Origin of the sequence: Klebsiella sp. WP3-W18-ESBL-02, assembly GCF_014168815.1 — a bacterium.
GTDB classification, from domain to species: Bacteria; Pseudomonadota; Gammaproteobacteria; order Enterobacterales; family Enterobacteriaceae; genus Kluyvera; species Kluyvera ascorbata_B.
Genome location: NZ_AP021972.1, coordinates 293,504 through 310,486 on the forward strand (window position 1 = coordinate 293,504; position 16,983 = coordinate 310,486).

12 protein-coding genes, 1 tRNA gene and 2 pseudogenes are annotated in these 16,983 nt (G+C 54.5%); 11 read left to right on the forward strand and 4 right to left on the reverse strand.

Going from position 1 to position 16,983, the window contains the following annotated elements:
- Positions 1-7 precede the first annotated feature (7 nt).
- From H7R56_RS01460 to dppF, 9 genes are all read left to right on the forward strand, one after another.
- Positions 8-715, forward strand: coding sequence for an autotransporter outer membrane beta-barrel domain-containing protein (locus H7R56_RS01460; protein ID WP_106925017.1), 708 nt, complete (start codon positions 8-10; stop codon positions 713-715).
- 161 nt (positions 716-876) lie between these two features.
- On the forward strand, positions 877-2,079 hold the full coding sequence (locus H7R56_RS01465; protein WP_106925018.1) for an L-lactate MFS transporter: 1,203 nt from the start codon (positions 877-879) through the stop codon (positions 2,077-2,079).
- 212 nt (positions 2,080-2,291) lie between these two features.
- Complete coding sequence (gene eptB / locus H7R56_RS01470) at positions 2,292-3,983, forward strand: kdo(2)-lipid A phosphoethanolamine 7''-transferase (RefSeq protein ID WP_106925019.1); 1,692 nt, start codon at positions 2,292-2,294, stop codon at positions 3,981-3,983.
- An 80-nt stretch (positions 3,984-4,063) separates the two neighbouring features.
- Positions 4,064-4,140 (forward strand) — tRNA-Pro (locus tag H7R56_RS01475).
- A gap of 650 nt (positions 4,141-4,790) precedes the next feature.
- Positions 4,791-6,398, forward strand: coding sequence for a dipeptide ABC transporter periplasmic-binding protein DppA (gene dppA / locus H7R56_RS01480; protein WP_106925020.1), 1,608 nt, complete (start codon positions 4,791-4,793; stop codon positions 6,396-6,398).
- A 159-nt stretch (positions 6,399-6,557) separates the two neighbouring features.
- Entirely contained in the window at positions 6,558-7,577 is a 1,020-nt protein-coding gene (gene dppB, locus H7R56_RS01485; RefSeq protein WP_064541180.1) for a dipeptide ABC transporter permease DppB, read from the forward strand.
- Positions 7,578-7,586: 9 nt separating this feature from the next.
- A complete protein-coding gene (dppC, locus tag H7R56_RS01490) occupies positions 7,587-8,480 on the forward strand; it encodes a dipeptide ABC transporter permease DppC (protein WP_106925021.1) in 894 nt (297 codons plus the stop codon).
- 10 nt (positions 8,481-8,490) lie between these two features.
- Positions 8,491-9,474 carry a dipeptide ABC transporter ATP-binding protein gene (dppD, locus tag H7R56_RS01495; RefSeq protein ID WP_106925022.1) on the forward strand — a complete coding sequence of 328 codons (984 nt, stop codon included), beginning with the start codon at positions 8,491-8,493 and terminating at the stop codon, positions 9,472-9,474.
- Positions 9,471-10,481, forward strand: coding sequence for a dipeptide ABC transporter ATP-binding subunit DppF (dppF, locus tag H7R56_RS01500; RefSeq protein WP_106925023.1), 1,011 nt, complete (start codon positions 9,471-9,473; stop codon positions 10,479-10,481). Before dppD ends, dppF begins: the two co-directional genes overlap by 4 nt.
- A gap of 1,381 nt (positions 10,482-11,862) precedes the next feature.
- Here dppF and bcsG read toward each other — a convergent pair.
- The 3 genes and pseudogenes from bcsG to bcsE form a co-directional block, all read right to left on the reverse strand.
- Positions 11,863-13,537, reverse strand: a pseudogene (gene bcsG, locus H7R56_RS01510) (cellulose biosynthesis protein BcsG).
- The gene (gene bcsF, locus H7R56_RS01515) at positions 13,530-13,727 is read right to left on the reverse strand and encodes a cellulose biosynthesis protein BcsF (RefSeq protein WP_106925025.1); all 198 of its coding nucleotides are present in this window, start codon (positions 13,725-13,727) and stop codon (positions 13,530-13,532) included. The pseudogene bcsG and the gene bcsF overlap by 8 nt, the downstream one beginning before the upstream one ends.
- A pseudogene (gene bcsE, locus H7R56_RS01520) lies at positions 13,724-14,818 on the reverse strand (cellulose biosynthesis protein BcsE); the annotation flags it as partial. The gene bcsF and the pseudogene bcsE, both read right to left, overlap by 4 nt.
- 62 nt (positions 14,819-14,880) lie before the next feature.
- Here bcsE and H7R56_RS01525 point away from each other — a divergent pair.
- Positions 14,881-15,861, forward strand: a complete 981-nt coding sequence (locus tag H7R56_RS01525; RefSeq protein ID WP_000019402.1) for an IS5-like element IS5 family transposase — start codon at positions 14,881-14,883, stop codon at positions 15,859-15,861.
- 108 nt (positions 15,862-15,969) lie between these two features.
- Here H7R56_RS01525 and H7R56_RS01530 read toward each other — a convergent pair whose 3' ends face one another.
- Positions 15,970-16,482, reverse strand: coding sequence for a BcsE family c-di-GMP-binding protein (locus H7R56_RS01530; protein WP_182928495.1), 513 nt, complete (start codon positions 16,480-16,482; stop codon positions 15,970-15,972).
- Between the two features lie 300 nt (positions 16,483-16,782).
- On the opposite strand from H7R56_RS01530, the gene bcsR reads away from it, so the two are divergent.
- Complete coding sequence (gene bcsR / locus H7R56_RS01535) at positions 16,783-16,983, forward strand: cellulose biosynthesis protein BcsR (RefSeq protein ID WP_106925027.1); 201 nt, start codon at positions 16,783-16,785, stop codon at positions 16,981-16,983.

A 16,983-nucleotide genomic window follows, 5' to 3' on the forward strand; every position in this document is an offset into this window, starting at 1 on the left:
TCACTTAATGAATAATAAGAAATGCAATGGCCTTTGGCGATGTGCTGCGCCAGCGTCGGTTTTCGTGTGGATGTTACTATCACCACATGCGAATGCCTGGCAACAGGAATATATCGTGACTGATGCGAAAAGTAATACTGCGGCGCGCTATACATGGGATAGCGATCACCAACCGCGGTACGATGACATTCTGGCTGAGCGTATTGAAGCCGTGCAAACCGGCGCGGGGTTGAATATGAACCTTCCGGATACGACGCCGCTGGATGCGACCAAAACCATGAGCGTTGGCTGGAATTTTCCGCTGACCGAGAGCATGACCACCGGGCCGGTTGTGACGTGGCACTATGACGGATCGCCGGGCTATATGTGGAATGAGTTTGGCGATACGGCGAATGCCGGTAGCCAGACCGATCCGCTCTGGCATGCGAGCGTCAGTACGCTCGGGTGGCGCGTTGATTCGCACCCGTGGCTGGGCATTCGCCCGTGGGCTCAGGTCAGCTACAACCAGCAGTTTGGCGAGAATCAGTGGAAAGCGCAGTCCGGCCTCAATCGGATGCCCACGACGACGCAGGACGGTAACTGGGTTGATGTGACCGTCGGGGCCGACATGTTACTGAACTCACATCTGGCGGCCTATGCGGCGTTGTCGCAGGCGGACAATATGGCGGCGGGGGCGAATTATCTTTATACCATGGGCGTTAGCGCGCGCTTTTAAACACGCGATATATTCAGTGGAGTAATTGTTTTTTCAATGTCATTCATTCCGCTGCTGATGCATTTTATTCCGCTCTGAATGCATTTCATGCCTTTTTGGACCTGCGAAAATGCTAACTTCGTTATCGTTAGCAGCAGTTAATTCAAGAAGGCATCTTCATCATGAACGCTGCAACCCAAAATCACACCCGCTGGCTGACATTGCTCGGCACCATTATTACTCAGTTTGCCTTAGGTTCCGTTTATACCTGGAGCCTGTTTAACAGCGCGTTGTCCAGCAAGCTGGACGCGTCGGTCAGCCAGGTGGCATTTTCTTTCGGTTTGCTAAGCCTGGGTCTGGCGCTGTCCTCTTCCGTTGCCGGTAAACTGCAAGAACGCTTTGGCGTGAAGAATGTCACCATTGCTTCCGGCATCCTGTTAGGCGTGGGCTTCTTCCTGACTGCCCATGCGAACAGCCTGATGATGCTGTGGCTCAGCGCAGGGATCATTGTTGGCCTGGCGGACGGTGCAGGTTATCTGCTCACGCTCTCCAACTGCGTGAAATGGTTCCCGGAACGTAAAGGGTTAATTTCCGCCTTTGCTATCGGTGCGTATGGTCTGGGTAGCCTCGGATTTAAATTTATCGATAGCCACCTGCTGGCAACCGTCGGCCTGGAAAATACCTTTATGATTTGGGGCGCGATTGTGCTGGTGATGATTGTCTTCGGCGCGATGCTGATGAAAGATGCGCCAAATCAGGAAGTGAAAAGCAGCAATGGCGTGGTGGCGAACGACTTTACGCTGGCTGAGTCCATGCGTAAACCACAGTACTGGATGCTGGCAGTTATGTTCCTGACCGCCTGCATGAGCGGCCTGTATGTCATTGGCGTAGCGAAAGATATTGCTCAGGGCATGGTTCATCTGGATTTGGCGACTGCGGCAAATGCTGTCACCGTCATCTCTATTGCTAACCTCAGCGGTCGTCTGGTGCTGGGTATCCTGTCCGATAAAATCGCACGAATTCGCGTGATTACTATCGGTCAGATTATCTCGCTGGTGGGCATGGCGGCGCTGCTATTCGCTCCGCTCAATGAAGTGACTTTCTTCGCCGCTATCGCCTGTGTCGCCTTTAACTTCGGCGGGACTATCACCGTATTCCCATCGCTGGTGAGCGAGTTCTTCGGCCTGAACAATCTGGCGAAAAACTACGGCGTGATTTACTTAGGCTTCGGTATCGGCAGCATCTGCGGTTCGCTGATTGCTTCCCTGTTCGGCGGCTTCTACGTGACCTTCTGCGTGATTTTCGCTCTGCTGATTATCTCGTTGGCGCTGTCCACCACCATTCGTCAGCCGCGAACCGAAATGTTGCATCAGGCCCACGCCTAATCGTATTGCCCTCCTCAATAAAATGATTCAGGCCAAATATTTTTGTAAATATTTGGCCTGATCACATTCGTAGCGAATACTTTTCCCCTTTCCTGTTGTCTACTTAGCGCGCTTGCAAATGCGGCCCGGTGGGTATGACGCATATTATTAACTGGCTTACTAATTCTGTGATTTGTAACTGGTTTTTTTCCCCTTTTTCCAGGGTTTTTCGAATGAGATATATCAAAGCGATGTCCCAGCAGAAGCTGAGCCTTCTGCTGGCAGTGTACATCGGCTGGTTTATGAACTATTCCGTGTTGGTTCGCCGTTTTGGCGGCTACCTTGCGGACTTTAATGTCGAGAAAGGGATTTCTATCGTCATTGAGCTGGTCGGCACGCTGCTGGTGACGTTCTTTTTACTGCGCCTGCTGTCGCTCGGTGGACGCCGGATGTGGAAAGTGCTGGCAACGGCCGTTGTGCTAATCTCCTCCGGTGCCAGCTACTACATGACCAACCTTAATGTCGTGATTGGCTATGGCATTATTGCTTCGGTTATGACCACCGATATCGATCTTTCCAAAGAGGTGGTGGGCTGGCATTTTATTTCCTGGCTGGTGCTGACCAGCATCGTACCGCTGGTGTTTATTTGGTTTAACCAGGCGCGTGACACGCTGCTCTATCAGCTTATGACGCGGGGGCAGCGTTTACGCGGCGTCGGTATTGTGCTGGTGACGGCACTGCTGGTATGGGGCCCTATTCGCTTGATGGAGTCGCATCTGAAAGATACTGAGCGGCTGTCACAGGTGGATATGCCGAGCTATGGCGGCGTACTGGCTAACTCTTATCTGCCGAGCAACTGGGTTTCTGCGCTGAGCCTGTACGGCTGGACGCAGGTCGATGAGTCCCTTGATACTAACGAGCTTATCGATCCGGCGAAAAAGTTTACCTATGTTGCGCCGAAAGATATTGATGACACCTATCTGGTGTTTGTCATCGGCGAAACGACCCGTTGGGATCATATGAGCCTGTTTGGCTATGGGCGAGATACCACGCCGGGGCTGGCAAAGGAAAAAAATCTGGTGGCGTTCCGCGGCTACTCCTGCGACACCGCTACCAAGCTCTCGTTGCGCTGTATGTTCGTCCGTCAGGGCGGGGCCAGCGATAACCCGCAGCGGACGCTGAAAGAGCAGAACGTGTTTGCAGTACTCCATCAGCTAGGCTTTACCGGCGATCTCCTGGCCATGCAGAGCGAGCTGTGGTTCTACAGCAACACCATGGCGAATAACATCGCCTACCGTGAGCAAATCGGTGCCGAACCGCGTAACCGTGGTAAGGCAGTGGATGACATGCTGCTGGCGGACGAAATGAAAAACGTGCTGGCGCGCACCGGCGTTGATGGTAAACATCTGATTATTATCCACACGAAGGGGTCGCACTTTAACTACACCCAGCGCTACCCGCGCAGCTTTGCGAAGTGGACGCCGGAGTGCGTGAACGTGGACGATAAGTGCAGCAAAGCGGAGCTGATTAACTCGTACGATAACTCGATCACCTACGTTGACCATTTCCTGGTGAACATTTTCGATCAGCTGCGCGATAAGAAGGCGATCGTCTTCTATGCCGCAGACCACGGCGAGTCGATTAACAACCACGAGCGTCTGCACGGCACGCCGCGTAAGATGGCTCCGCCGGAGCAGTTCCGTGTCCCGATGCTGGTCTGGATGTCTGATAAGTATCTGGAAAACCCGGACCATGCGAAGTCATTCGCTTACCTGCAACAGCAGGCGGCAATGAAACAGCCGAAGCGCCACGTTGAGCTTTATGACACTATCATGGGCTGTCTGGGGTACACTTCCCCGGATGGCGGTATCAACGAGCGTAATAACTGGTGTCATGTCCCCGAGGCGAAAAAATCGGCGCAGTGATGGCTTTCTGGCCGAACGAAGGGCTTTTGTAAAATAAGGGATTGACGAGGGCGGGGCGCAGCAGTAAGATGCGCCGCATTCGGTGATTGGCGCAGCCTGGTAGCGCACTTCGTTCGGGACGAAGGGGTCGGAGGTTCGAATCCTCTATCACCGACCAAATTAGAAAAAGCCGCTCAATGAGCGGCTTTTTTGCATCTGTAGTCTGTAGGCCGGATAAGGCATTCATGCCGCCATCCGGCAACAACCTCCCATTCGGCCCGCTCTTCGCCGCAAACTCTTAACCTGTTTGTTCACAATTCTGTGACATATTCCATTGTATTTTTATATGCATAGCGGGATCTTTTTTCACGCTGCTTATGGGTAACCTCAGCATTTTCACCTGTGCGTTTTAACGTTCGCGGCATTAATCGCTCAGATAATCAGCATATCGAAAGAAATTTTTCTCATTATGGCTAATTGTTAATCACTGAATGTTGCGAATTATTAAGTGGATAACTCTGCCTTATTGCCCGTAGCATAAATTTCTCTGCTGAAAATAGCGCTTCGGGGTTTTTTTAATCTTTGCCCATCCATTCTCACCTTCAATACAAATCCCGGTTAACTGTATTGACGTTTTCACATTCTGTTGACAGATTGTAGGGCATGAGGGGCATTTCATGGAGAATCCGCGCTGCAACTCAGATGTTCCAGTGAAAGGAATCCCGCCTCTACTACGCATCGACCAAGCCGGGTAAAAAATAAATAAGGCCAGGCGGTGTAACCCAATGCAAAGGGTAAAAACAACACATATCACATTGGAGCAGAATAATGAGTATTTCCTTGAAGAAGTCAGGGATGCTGAAGCTGGGCCTCAGCCTGGTCGCGATGACCGTTGCTGCCAGCGTACAGGCCAAAACCCTGGTTTATTGTTCAGAAGGCTCGCCGGAAGGCTTTAACCCACAGCTCTTTACGTCTGGTACCACCTATGATGCCAGCTCCGTACCTATTTATAACCGTCTGGTTGAATTCAAAACCGGTACCACGGAAATCGTCCCGGGTCTGGCTGAGAAATGGGACATCAGCCCGGACGGCAAAACCTATACCTTCCACCTGCGTCAGGGCGTGAAGTGGCAGGACAATAAAGACTTTAAACCGACGCGTGATATGAACGCCGACGATATCGTCTTCTCCTTCGACCGTCAGAAAAACGCACAAAACCCGTACCACAAAGTCTCTGGCGGCAGCTATGAATACTTCGAAGGTATGGGCCTGCAAGACCTGATTAGCGAAGTGAAAAAAGTCGACGATAACACCGTCCAGTTCGTGCTGACTCGCCCGGAAGCGCCGTTCCTGGCTGACCTGGCGATGGACTTCGCGTCTATTCTGTCCAAAGAATATGCTGACAACATGCTGAAAGCCGGCACGCCGGAGAAAGTTGACCTGAACCCAATCGGTACCGGTCCATTCCAGCTGCAGCAATACCAGAAAGACTCGCGTATTCTGTACAAAGCGTTCCCGGGCTACTGGGGCACCAAGCCGCAGATCGACCGTCTGGTCTTCTCCATCACGCCTGACGCGTCCGTGCGTTATGCCAAGCTGCAGAAGAACGAGTGCCAGGTGATGCCGTACCCGAACCCGGCCGACATCGCGCGCATGAAAGAAGACAAGAGCATCAACCTGATGGAACAGGCTGGCCTGAACGTGGGTTACCTCTCCTTCAACACCGAGAAAAAACCGTTTGATGACGTGAAAGTGCGCCAGGCGCTGACCTACGCGGTCAACAAAGAAGCGATCATCAAGGCCGTTTATCAGGGCGCTGGCGTAGCCGCGAAAAACCTGATCCCGCCAACCATGTGGGGCTATAACGACGACGTCAAAGACTACAGCTACGATCCGGAAAAAGCCAAGGCGCTGCTGAAAGAAGCGGGTCAGGATAAAGGCTTCACCGTTGAGCTGTGGGCGATGCCGGTACAGCGTCCGTACAACCCGAACGCGCGCCGTATGGCGGAGATGATTCAGGCTGACTGGGCGAAGATCGGCGTGCAGGCCAAAATCGTCACCTACGAGTGGGGCGAATACCTCAAGCGCGCGAAAGCGGGCGAACACCAGGCCGTGATGATGGGCTGGACCGGCGACAACGGGGATCCGGATAACTTCTTCGCGACGCTGTTCAGCTGCGCGGCGGCGAAAGACGGCTCTAACTACTCTCGCTGGTGCTACAAGCCGTTTGAAGACCTGATTCAGCCGGCACGTGCGACCGACAACCACGAGAAACGCGTTGAACTGTACAAGCAGGCGCAGGTGGTGATGCACGATCAGGCTCCGGCGCTGATCATTGCACACTCCACCGTATACGAGCCGGTGCGTAAAGAAGTCAAAGGCTATGTGGTTGACCCGTTAGGTAAGCACCACTTCGACAACGTATCTATCGAATAATAAAGACGACGCCTTAACAGGCAGCGCATGCTTCCTGCCCCCCTTGGGGTGGGAAGCCGCGCCGTATCTGCGCCTCTCGCGTTTGGCGAGGGCGGCAGATTTGTGAGCAATACAGACGGCCTGTGACCAGGCGGGACGTCATTAGAGAGAATCAGGGTTATGTTGCAGTTCATCCTCAAACGGTTGGGTCTGGTGATCCCAACGTTTATCGGTATCACCCTCCTTACGTTTGCCTTCGTGCATATGATCCCCGGCGATCCGGTGATGATTATGGCCGGCGAGCGTGGTATTTCCCCTGAGCGCCATGCCCAGCTTCTGGCCGAACTCGGCCTGGATAAGCCGATGTGGCAACAGTACCTCCACTATATCTGGGGCGTACTGCACGGTGACTTAGGCATTTCATTAAAGAGCCGACTCCCGGTGTGGGATGAGTTCGTGCCGCGCTTTAAAGCGACGCTGGAACTCGGTATTTGCGCCATGATTTTCGCCGTCGCCGTGGGGATTCCGGTGGGCGTACTGGCTGCGGTTAAACGCGGCTCTATCTTCGATCACACCGCCGTTGGCCTTGCGCTGACCGGCTATTCCATGCCGATTTTCTGGTGGGGCATGATGCTGATTATGCTGGTGTCGGTTCACTGGAACCTGACGCCGGTATCCGGGCGCGTGAGTGACATGGTGTTTCTCGACGACTCAAACCCTTTGACCGGCTTTATGCTGATTGATACCGCCATCTGGGGGGAAGAGGGCAACTTTATCGACGCGCTGGCGCATATGATTCTGCCCGCCATCGTGCTGGGGACCATTCCGCTGGCGGTGATCGTGCGTATGACGCGCTCCTCGATGCTGGAAGTGCTGGGCGAAGACTACATCCGTACCGCGCGCGCCAAAGGGCTGACCCGCATGCGTGTGATTATCGTCCACGCGCTGCGCAATGCCATGCTGCCGGTTGTCACCGTTATCGGTCTGCAGGTCGGCACGCTGCTGGCAGGCGCAATTTTGACGGAAACCATCTTCTCCTGGCCGGGTCTGGGTCGCTGGCTGATTGATGCCTTGCAGCGCCGTGACTATCCGGTAGTGCAGGGCGGCGTGCTGCTGGTGGCGACGATGATTATTCTCGTCAACCTGCTGGTAGACCTGCTGTACGGCGTGGTGAACCCGCGCATTCGTCATAAGAAGTAAGGGGCCGTCATGTCACAAGTTACTGAGAATAAAGCACCGGTGCCGATGACCCCGTTACAGGAATTCTGGCACTACTTTAAACGCAATAAGGGCGCGGTCGTTGGCCTGGTGTACGTGGTCATCGTGCTGTTTATTGCCATTTTCGCCAACTGGATTGCGCCGTATAACCCGGCGGATCAGTTCCGCGATACGCTGCTAGCGCCACCTGCATGGCAGGAGGGCGGCTCGTGGGCACACTTATTTGGTACCGATGATGTGGGGCGTGACGTACTGTCGCGGCTGATGTACGGCGCGCGCCTGTCGCTGCTGGTCGGGTGCCTGGTGGTTGTCCTGTCGCTGATCATGGGGGTCGTTCTTGGGCTGGTTGCCGGTTATTTCGGCGGGCTGGTCGATAACATCATTATGCGCGTCGTCGACATCATGCTGGCGCTGCCAAGCCTGCTGCTGGCGCTGGTGCTGGTGGCCATCTTCGGCCCATCAATTGGTAACGCCGCGCTGGCGTTGACGTTTGTGGCCCTGCCGCACTACGTTCGCTTAACCCGTGCTGCCGTGCTGGTGGAAGTGAACCGCGACTACGTTACGGCCTCACGCGTCGCGGGCGCTGGCGCAATGCGCCAGATGTTCGTCAATATTTTCCCGAACTGCCTTGCGCCGCTGATTGTTCAGGCCTCGCTCGGTTTCTCTAACGCCATTCTCGATATGGCTGCCCTCGGCTTCCTGGGGATGGGCGCACAGCCGCCCACGCCGGAATGGGGCACCATGCTCTCTGACGTTCTGCAGTTTGCGCAAAGCGCCTGGTGGGTCGTGACCTTCCCGGGGCTGGCAATCCTGCTGACGGTGCTGGCATTTAACCTGATGGGTGACGGTCTGCGTGACGCGCTCGATCCCAAACTGAAGCAGTAAGAGGTTCGAGATGGCGTTATTAAATGTAGATAAATTATCGGTGCACTTCGGCGATGAAGGCACACCGTTTAAGGCCGTGGATCGCGTGAGCTATAGCGTGAGCCAGGGGGAAGTGGTCGGTATCGTCGGTGAGTCCGGCTCCGGTAAATCGGTCAGCTCGCTGGCGATTATGGGGTTGATTGATTACCCGGGCCGCGTAATGGCGGAAAGCCTGCAGTTCAACGGCCAGGATCTGAAACGAATCTCTGAGAAGGAGCGTCGTAACCTGGTCGGTGCCGAAGTGGCGATGATCTTCCAGGATCCGATGACCAGCCTGAACCCGTGCTACACCGTCGGTTTCCAGATTATGGAAGCGATTAAAGTTCATCAGGGCGGCAATAAGAAAACGCGTCGCCAGCGGGCGATTGATCTGCTCAACCAGGTCGGTATTCCGGATCCAGCCTCGCGTCTGGATGTTTATCCGCACCAGCTTTCCGGTGGGATGAGCCAGCGCGTGATGATCGCGATGGCGATCGCCTGCCGTCCGAAGCTGCTGATTGCCGATGAACCGACGACCGCGCTGGACGTCACCATCCAGGCGCAGATCATCGAGCTGCTGCTTGAATTGCAGCAAAAAGAGAATATGGCGCTGATCCTGATTACTCACGATCTGGCGCTGGTGGCCGAAGCGGCGCACAAAATTATCGTCATGTATGCCGGTCAGGTGGTGGAGACGGGCGCCGCCAGCGATATCTTCCGCGCGCCGCGCCATCCGTATACTCAGGCCTTGCTGCGCGCGCTGCCGGAGTTTGCTCAGGACAAAGCGCGTCTGGCTTCCCTGCCGGGCGTGGTGCCGGGTAAGTACGACCGCCCGAATGGCTGTCTGCTCAACCCGCGCTGCCCGTATGCCACGGAAAAATGCCGCAGCGTAGAGCCTGAGCTGAACACCGTTGACGGTGCTCGCCAGTCGAAATGTCACTATCCACTCGATGATGCCGGGAGGCCCACACTATGAGTACGCACGAGGCCACCTCGCAGCAGCCGCTGCTGCAAGCCATTGACTTGAAAAAACACTACCCGGTGAAGAAGGGCATGTTTGCCCCGGAACGGCTGGTGAAGGCGCTGGACGGCGTCTCCTTTACCCTCGAACGCGGTAAAACGCTGGCGGTGGTGGGGGAATCCGGCTGTGGTAAATCCACTCTGGGTCGCCTGTTAACGATGATTGAAGTGCCGACCGGCGGTGAGCTGTATTACCAGGGGCAGGACTTGCTCAAGCACGACCCGCATGCGCAAAAGCTGCGCCGGCAGAAGATCCAGATTGTGTTCCAGAATCCGTACGGTTCCCTGAACCCGCGTAAAAAAGTGGGACAGATTCTGGAAGAGCCGCTGTTGATTAACACCCCGCTCAGCAAAGAGCAGCGTCGTGAAAAAGCGCTGGCGATGATGGCGAAGGTGGGTCTGAAAACCGAGCACTACGATCGCTATCCGCATATGTTCTCCGGCGGTCAGCGCCAGCGTATTGCTATCGCCCGCGGTCTGATGCTGGATCCGGATGTGGTGATTGCCGATGAACCGGTGTCCGCACTCGACGTTTCCGTGCGCGCGCAGGTGCTGAACCTGATGATGGATTTGCAGCAGGATCTGGGGCTGTCCTATGTTTTTATCTCCCACGACCTGTCGGTGGTAGAGCATATTGCTGATGAAGTCATGGTGATGTACCTGGGCCGCTGCGTGGAGAAGGGGAGTAAGGATCAGATCTTCAATAATCCACAGCACCCGTACACCCAGGCGCTGTTGTCGGCAACGCCGCGTCTGAATCCGGACGAACGTCGTGAGCGCATTAAACTCACCGGCGAGCTGCCAAGCCCGCTTAACCCGCCGCCGGGCTGCGCGTTTAACGCCCGCTGCCGCCGCCGCTTTGGGCCATGTACACAGCTCCAGCCGCAGTTGAAAGATTATGGCGGTCAGCTGGTGGCGTGTTTCGCCGTCGATCAGGATGAAAATCCGGAAAAAAGCCTCTAACTTGCTATAGACGCAGTATCAGGGCCGCAGGGGTAAAACTCTGCGGCCTTTTTCGTTTTCGGGCGCAATTCTGAAAGTGAGCGGGTGGCGACGAGCGACGGGACGGTTTGCAGTAGTATCGGACATAAGCCGGGTCTTCCCGGTGAGGCGCAATGTTGCGGGGGCTTGATCCCCGGCGGCATACGTTGCTGGAAAGAGAAAGCCCCCGCACGTTGACGGGTATAAACCGGCAGCATAACGAGGGCCATTCACTTGCTAGACAACAAGAGGATAGCCGCGAACCGTTGCCATTGCAATGCAGGCGGTTATATGACGCTCAATGAGGCGTTATTACTTGCGGTAGTGACGTCCATCGTCGGCCCAATGGTGGTCGCGCTGGTTCGTTATTTCTTCAAGTTCTAACCTGACGGGGCGTTATGGCTGCTGTAATGGCAACATGCGCCCGAACCGGCCGCAGGGGTAAAACTCTGCGGCCTTTTTCGTTCTCGGGCGCAATTCTGAAAGTGAGCGGGTGGCGGCGAGCGACGGGACGGTTTGCAGTAGTATCGGACGTAAGCCGGGCCTTCCCGGTGAGGCGCAATGTTGCGGGGGCTTGATCCCCGGCGGCATATGTTGCTGGAAAGAGAAAGCCCCCGCACGTTGTTTGGTTTTAACCTGGCAACTTACGAGGGCATCCACATCTCTTCACAAAGACAGGATAGCCGCGAACCGTTGCCATTGCAACGCAGGCGGTTATATGACGCTCAATGAGGCGTTAGCACTTGCGGTGGTGACTTCCATCGTCGGCCCACTGGTAGTGGCGCTGATTCGTCACTTCTTCAAGTTCTAACCTGACGGGGCGTTATGGCTGCTGTAATGGCAACATGCGCCCGAACCGGGCCGCAGGGGTAAAACTCTGCGGCCTTTTTCGTTTTCGGGCGCAATTCTGAAAGTAAGCGGGTGGCGGCGAGCGACGGGACAGTTTGCAGTAGTATCGGATATAAGCCGGGTCTTCCCGGTGAGGCGCAATGTTGCGGGGGCTTGATCCCCGGCGGCATACGTTGCTGGAAAGAGAAAACCCCCGCACGTTGACTGGTCTAAACCGGCAACATAACGGGGGCTATCACTTGCCTGAACAACAAGAGAATAGCCGCGAACTGTTGCCATTGCAACGCAGGCGGTTATATGACGCTCAATGAGGCGTTAGCACTTGCGGTGGTGACTTCCATCGTCGGTCCACTGGTAGTGGCGCTGATTCGTCACTTCTTCAAGTTCTAACCTGACGGGGCGTTGTGGCTGCTGTAATGGCAACATGCGCCCGAACCGGGCCGCAGGGGAAACTCTGCGGCCTTTTTCGTGAGGTGCATCGGCCGGGGGTACATCACTTGACCGGGCCATGTGGTTATTGCGGGTACGGCACCCAGGCACCGCCGTTCAGGCGAACGTACGGTTTACCCTGGTATTGCACTACGACCGCGTTGGAGTTCTCCGAAACGGCGGCGGTTTGCGGCAGATTGCTAGTGAATGCCGACCAATCGACGCTGTCTTCGGTGAAGATTTTGCCGTCTACCGCACGGGCTACCAGCTCGGAAATGGCGAGATAGCTGCTTGGTTGGCTGATGTCGATAGCGGTTCCCTGATGTGGGGCCTTCATGCCAAAGAACTTGATGGCGGCCGGGACGTGAGTAATCGACGGGCTCGGAATATCGCGCAGACCGGAAACCTGCATTTTATCGCCCTGTAGCGCAGCGCCGTGTTCTGGCACGACCACCACCATCACTTTACGACCCGATTTCTCCAGTTCGGTAAAGAAGGCATCCAACTCGTCAAACAGCTTCTGCCCGCGAGCCTTATAGTCGGCCGTTTTGCTCTGCCCCGGGTAGTGGTTACCGTCGTGCAGCGGCAGAATATTATAGAAGGTCGCAGAGCGTCCGCCTGGTTTGATATCCGGCGACTGCATCCAACGGTTGAGAACCGCCAGGTCGTCGTACACCGGCGAGCCGTCGAAGGACAGTAGGTTGACTGGCAGTTTGCTCTGATCCATCAGCGGGCTCTGCATACCGCCATTTTCACGCACTTCCTTGAGGAAATCGCCGAATACGCCGTTGTGATCCAGCATCAGATGCTGCGTGAAGCCCAGCTTCGACAGATTATCGAACAGGTAGCACTGATTGCCCGCAGGCTGATACAGGCTGGTGTGCGACGGCTGGCCGCAGCTGGCGAATCGCCGCCGGACCGCTGTAGGACGTTGCGGAGTTAAAGTTGCTAAAGCGAATATCAAAGTGCGACCACAGCGGGTGCTGCATCAGGGCCGCGGCTTCGAGGTCAGAGTTTGCCAGTGAGCAGATGTTGATCACCAGTAGGTCAAACGGCTGGGCATCTTCGGGCAGTTGTGCCGGGAAGGCCGTCGCGCGTTTGCTTTCCGACGCATAAAAACTATTGAGCCAGGCGTTGAGATTGTCAGACGTCGGCGCTGCCGTTTGTGCTGGGATATCGGCGCTGGTTGCCGCGCTGCTGGCCGCAGCGGCCGGGGCGGAACCGACGGGAGCCGCGGAGGCGGAGGCGCTGCTGCTGCTTTCCCCGGTCGGCCACAGGCTAAAGGACGGGCCTACCAGGGTGCTCAGGTTAATCCATACCATGGCGGCAACCACGAAGACCGTTATGCGGATCCATTGATTGAGGAATAGCCACGCCACCAGCAGCACAAAGAATGCGCCAACCATCTGCCAGTTAATAAAGCGGGTGATCAGGTCCCAGATATAGTCAGCGCTGAAGCCCGCAATCTGCGAGCCCTGGCTCATAATGCTTTCCGGCCCCGGCAGCCAGGTATCGTGCCAAAACAGCGCAATACCGATCGGGATGGCAATCCACTGCCGCCAGCGGTGCAGCCGGCTATTGGGCAGTGGGAACAGCAGGAAGGCCATAAAAACCAGGTTCTGCATGGCGTGAAAATTGAGGTATCCCGCCCACAGCAGGCCAAACTTGACCAGGAAATAGAAGTTCCAGCCGGACAGACCCCGCCAGTAGTGCCAGGATGAGGACGGTGTAGCGGCGGCGTTTTTCGTCGATTTAGTCATTTTTTGATTTTGCCCTGACGGCCAGATCGCGGCGTAATACGCCTACCGGCTTAACATAACGGGGTTTAAGAAACAGCAAACGGAAGGTGTTTTCAATACGATGTTGATGATGGCGCACCAGGTACCCCAGCGGGAAAAAGAACAGCGCGCATAGCACAACCAGTTGAACAATATCGCTTATCGACATCATGACGATTTCTCTTCGGTATCGGCGGACAAACGATGAGGTTCTGGGTAGCGTCGCCAGCTATTACCTTCGTAGGTCGCGTTAATCACATTTTTGGGTTTCGGCGCTAAATCAAGCGGCTGGGTCCACCGTTCCGGCGTGACCTCACGCATCATCAGTAACTCGGAGGCAATCTGCTTATCTTCAAACCAAATCATACGGTTCGAGAAGATATCGCCGGTAGGCAGCGGGAAAATATGGTTCAGCGCCGTATCAAGATCGTTGACCCGACAGAAGGGTAAAAACATCACCAGCCGCCGGTCGGCAATGGTCACGATATCGCCCATGCGGTGAGGCCGGCACAGGGTCAGCACCTGTTCGACGCGCAGCCCTGGCGCAGGACGCAGCGCGACCATCACACCTTTGCTGTCCGCGGGCAGCAGCGTGTTATTAATCACCTTCTGTACCGAATCGCAGAATACATCCCACTTCTGATAGCCCTTAAGCTTCAGCGGCTCCGTATTGGCCAATAAGGTGGTGAGGTCTTCGGGAACGTGACGATTGAACTGCTGTGTTTGCACGCTTTCAATTAACGTCAGGCTCCGCGACAGCGGCGCGCTGGCAGAAATGACCAGGTTAGCGCCGCAGCTGAGCAGCAGACGTTCGTCGGTAGCGCGCAGGCTTGGCGTGGTTTCACGGGTGATGATTTTTAATGCGCTGCCGCGTTGGCGACGGAGGGTGTGAATATAATGGGCAAGCTGTTCCACCTGGCTATTCTGGCGGAGTGAGAATATGACCGTGGCGGCCTGCGCCGTGCGCGCAGCATTAAATACCGCGTCGTTGGTATCGAATAACGTCCAGTGTTCAGAAAGCGCTGGCGCCCCTTCAAGAATATCGATGTTACTCAATACTTGTTTTTCATCGCTGCGCGGTTGAACGTTTGCGACCTCGTCTTGCGCTAAATGCCAGCCGTTGTCATTCTGTTTAATTAAAAGCTGTTGACGAGCGCTAACGCCTTTTTCATTCGCCCAATAAGATATATCCAGAAGTTGACTATCACCCTGGTAACGTAAATTCGCAAGTCCGGAAAGAGATCCGTATCCCCCTAAGGAAGGTGCGAACAAGTCCCTGATATGAGATCATGTTTGTCATCTGGAGCCATGGAACAGGGTTCATCATGAGTCATCAACTCACCTTCGCCGACAGTGAATTCAGCAGTAAGCGCCGTCAGACCAGAAAAGAGATTTTCTTGTCCCGCATGGAGCAGATTCTGCCATGGCAAAACATGGTGGAAGTCATCGAGCCGTTTTACCCCAAGGCTGGTAATGGCCGGCGACCTTATCCGCTGGAAACCATGCTACGCATTCACTGCATGCAGCATTGGTACAACCTGAGCGATGGCGCGATGGAAGATGCTCTGTACGAAATCGCCTCCATGCGTCTGTTTGCCCGGTTATCCCTGGATAGCGCCTTGCCTGACCGCACCACCATCATGAATTTCCGCCACCTGCTGGAGCAGCATCAACTGGCCCGCCAATTGTTCAAGACCATCAATCGCTGGCTGGCCGAAGCAGGCGTCATGATGACTCAAGGCACCTTGGTCGATGCCACCATCATTGAGGCACCCAGCTCGACCAAGAACAAAGAGCAGCAACGCGATCCGGAGATGCATCAGACCAAGAAAGGCAATCAGTGGCACTTTGGCATGAAGGCCCACATTGGTGTCGATGCCAAGAGTGGCCTGACCCACAGCCTGGTCACCACCGCGGCCAACGAGCATGACCTCAATCAGCTGGGTAATCTGCTTCATGGAGAGGAGCAATTTGTCTCAGCCGATGCCGGCTACCAAGGGGCGCCACAGCGCGAGGAGCTGGCCGAGGTGGATGTGGACTGGCTGATCGCCGAGCGCCCCGGCAAGGTAAGAACCTTGAAACAGCATCCACGCAAGAACAAAACGGCCATCAACATCGAATACATGAAAGCCAGCATCCGGGCCAAGGTGGAGCACCCATTTCGCATCATCAAGCGACAGTTCGGCTTCGTGAAAGCCAGATACAAGGGGTTGCTGAAAAACGATAACCAACTGGCGATGTTATTCACGCTGGCCAACCTGTTTCGGGCGGACCAAATGATACGTCAGTGGGAGAGATCTCACTAAAAACTGGGAATAACGCCTTAAATGGCGAAGAAACGGTCTAAATAGGCTGATTCAAGGCATTTACGGGAGAAAAAATCGGCTCAAACATGAAGAAATGAAATGGCTGAGTCAGCCGAGAAGAATTTCCCCGCTTATTCGCACCTTCCCTAACAAAAGCGAAGTCAGAGCGTCCGCATTGTTGCCGGGGTTTAGAACTAAAAGAGTGCAATGGTAGTATTTAGCCCATCGTTGAGATTTGTTTATCCAATCGATGAGTTTTTCACCTGATATATTCTCCCAGGCATTGTGAGAGCACAAAAGTATAACGAAATAATCTTTTGGTTCGAGCGTACAGAGCAAATCGCGGCGCATAAAGTCTAGACCATTCTGGCTATTATGCATGGCGAAAAGCGAAATTTTTTTCGGGCCAGCATTTTCCTTTAACGCTATGAGCTCGTTAGGATTTTCTCCCATACTCACCACGGCGACTTTGGCCGAGTCGGCCTGTGCGCTGAGCGTCTGGTTCAGCAGACTCACGGCATCTTCATGGCGGTCAGTATTCACCCACCACACGCCACCCGCAGGCATATGACTCACTTCATCCCACAGTGACTGGATACCAATAGAAAATATGGGGTTCATCGTGTCCCTCTTATCGACGAAAATCCTGAGTATAAGTTTACTAGTGTCATCGCTAGAATAAACCTAATATTGAAATTAAATAGCATCAGATTTAGCATGTATACTCTAAATAATTCGAGTTATCGTCAGGCGATAAGTGAGTAAATCCCCTGAAAATTGCATAACTATGTGGCTGGAATGAGTAAAAACGGACGGGCTCATCTGCCATCTGAAGTATGATCAGTATAAACGAATTTCATGGAAAGGTTGCCATTCAACAGATGTGGTGCGTTCGTACTTTGATTTCAGAGGGAGTAAACAATGCCAGATAACGAAACGACGACATCCGTTGATTCGGAGCTCGGATACACTTTCCAGAACGATTTTCTCGCGCTTAGCCGGGCTTTCTCTCTACCTAATATAGATTACACTGATATTTCCCAGCGTGAAAAATTAGCTGCGGCGTTTAAGCGTTGGCCGCTGCTATCAGAGTTTGCAGAACAAAAAGCCGAACAAAAATAA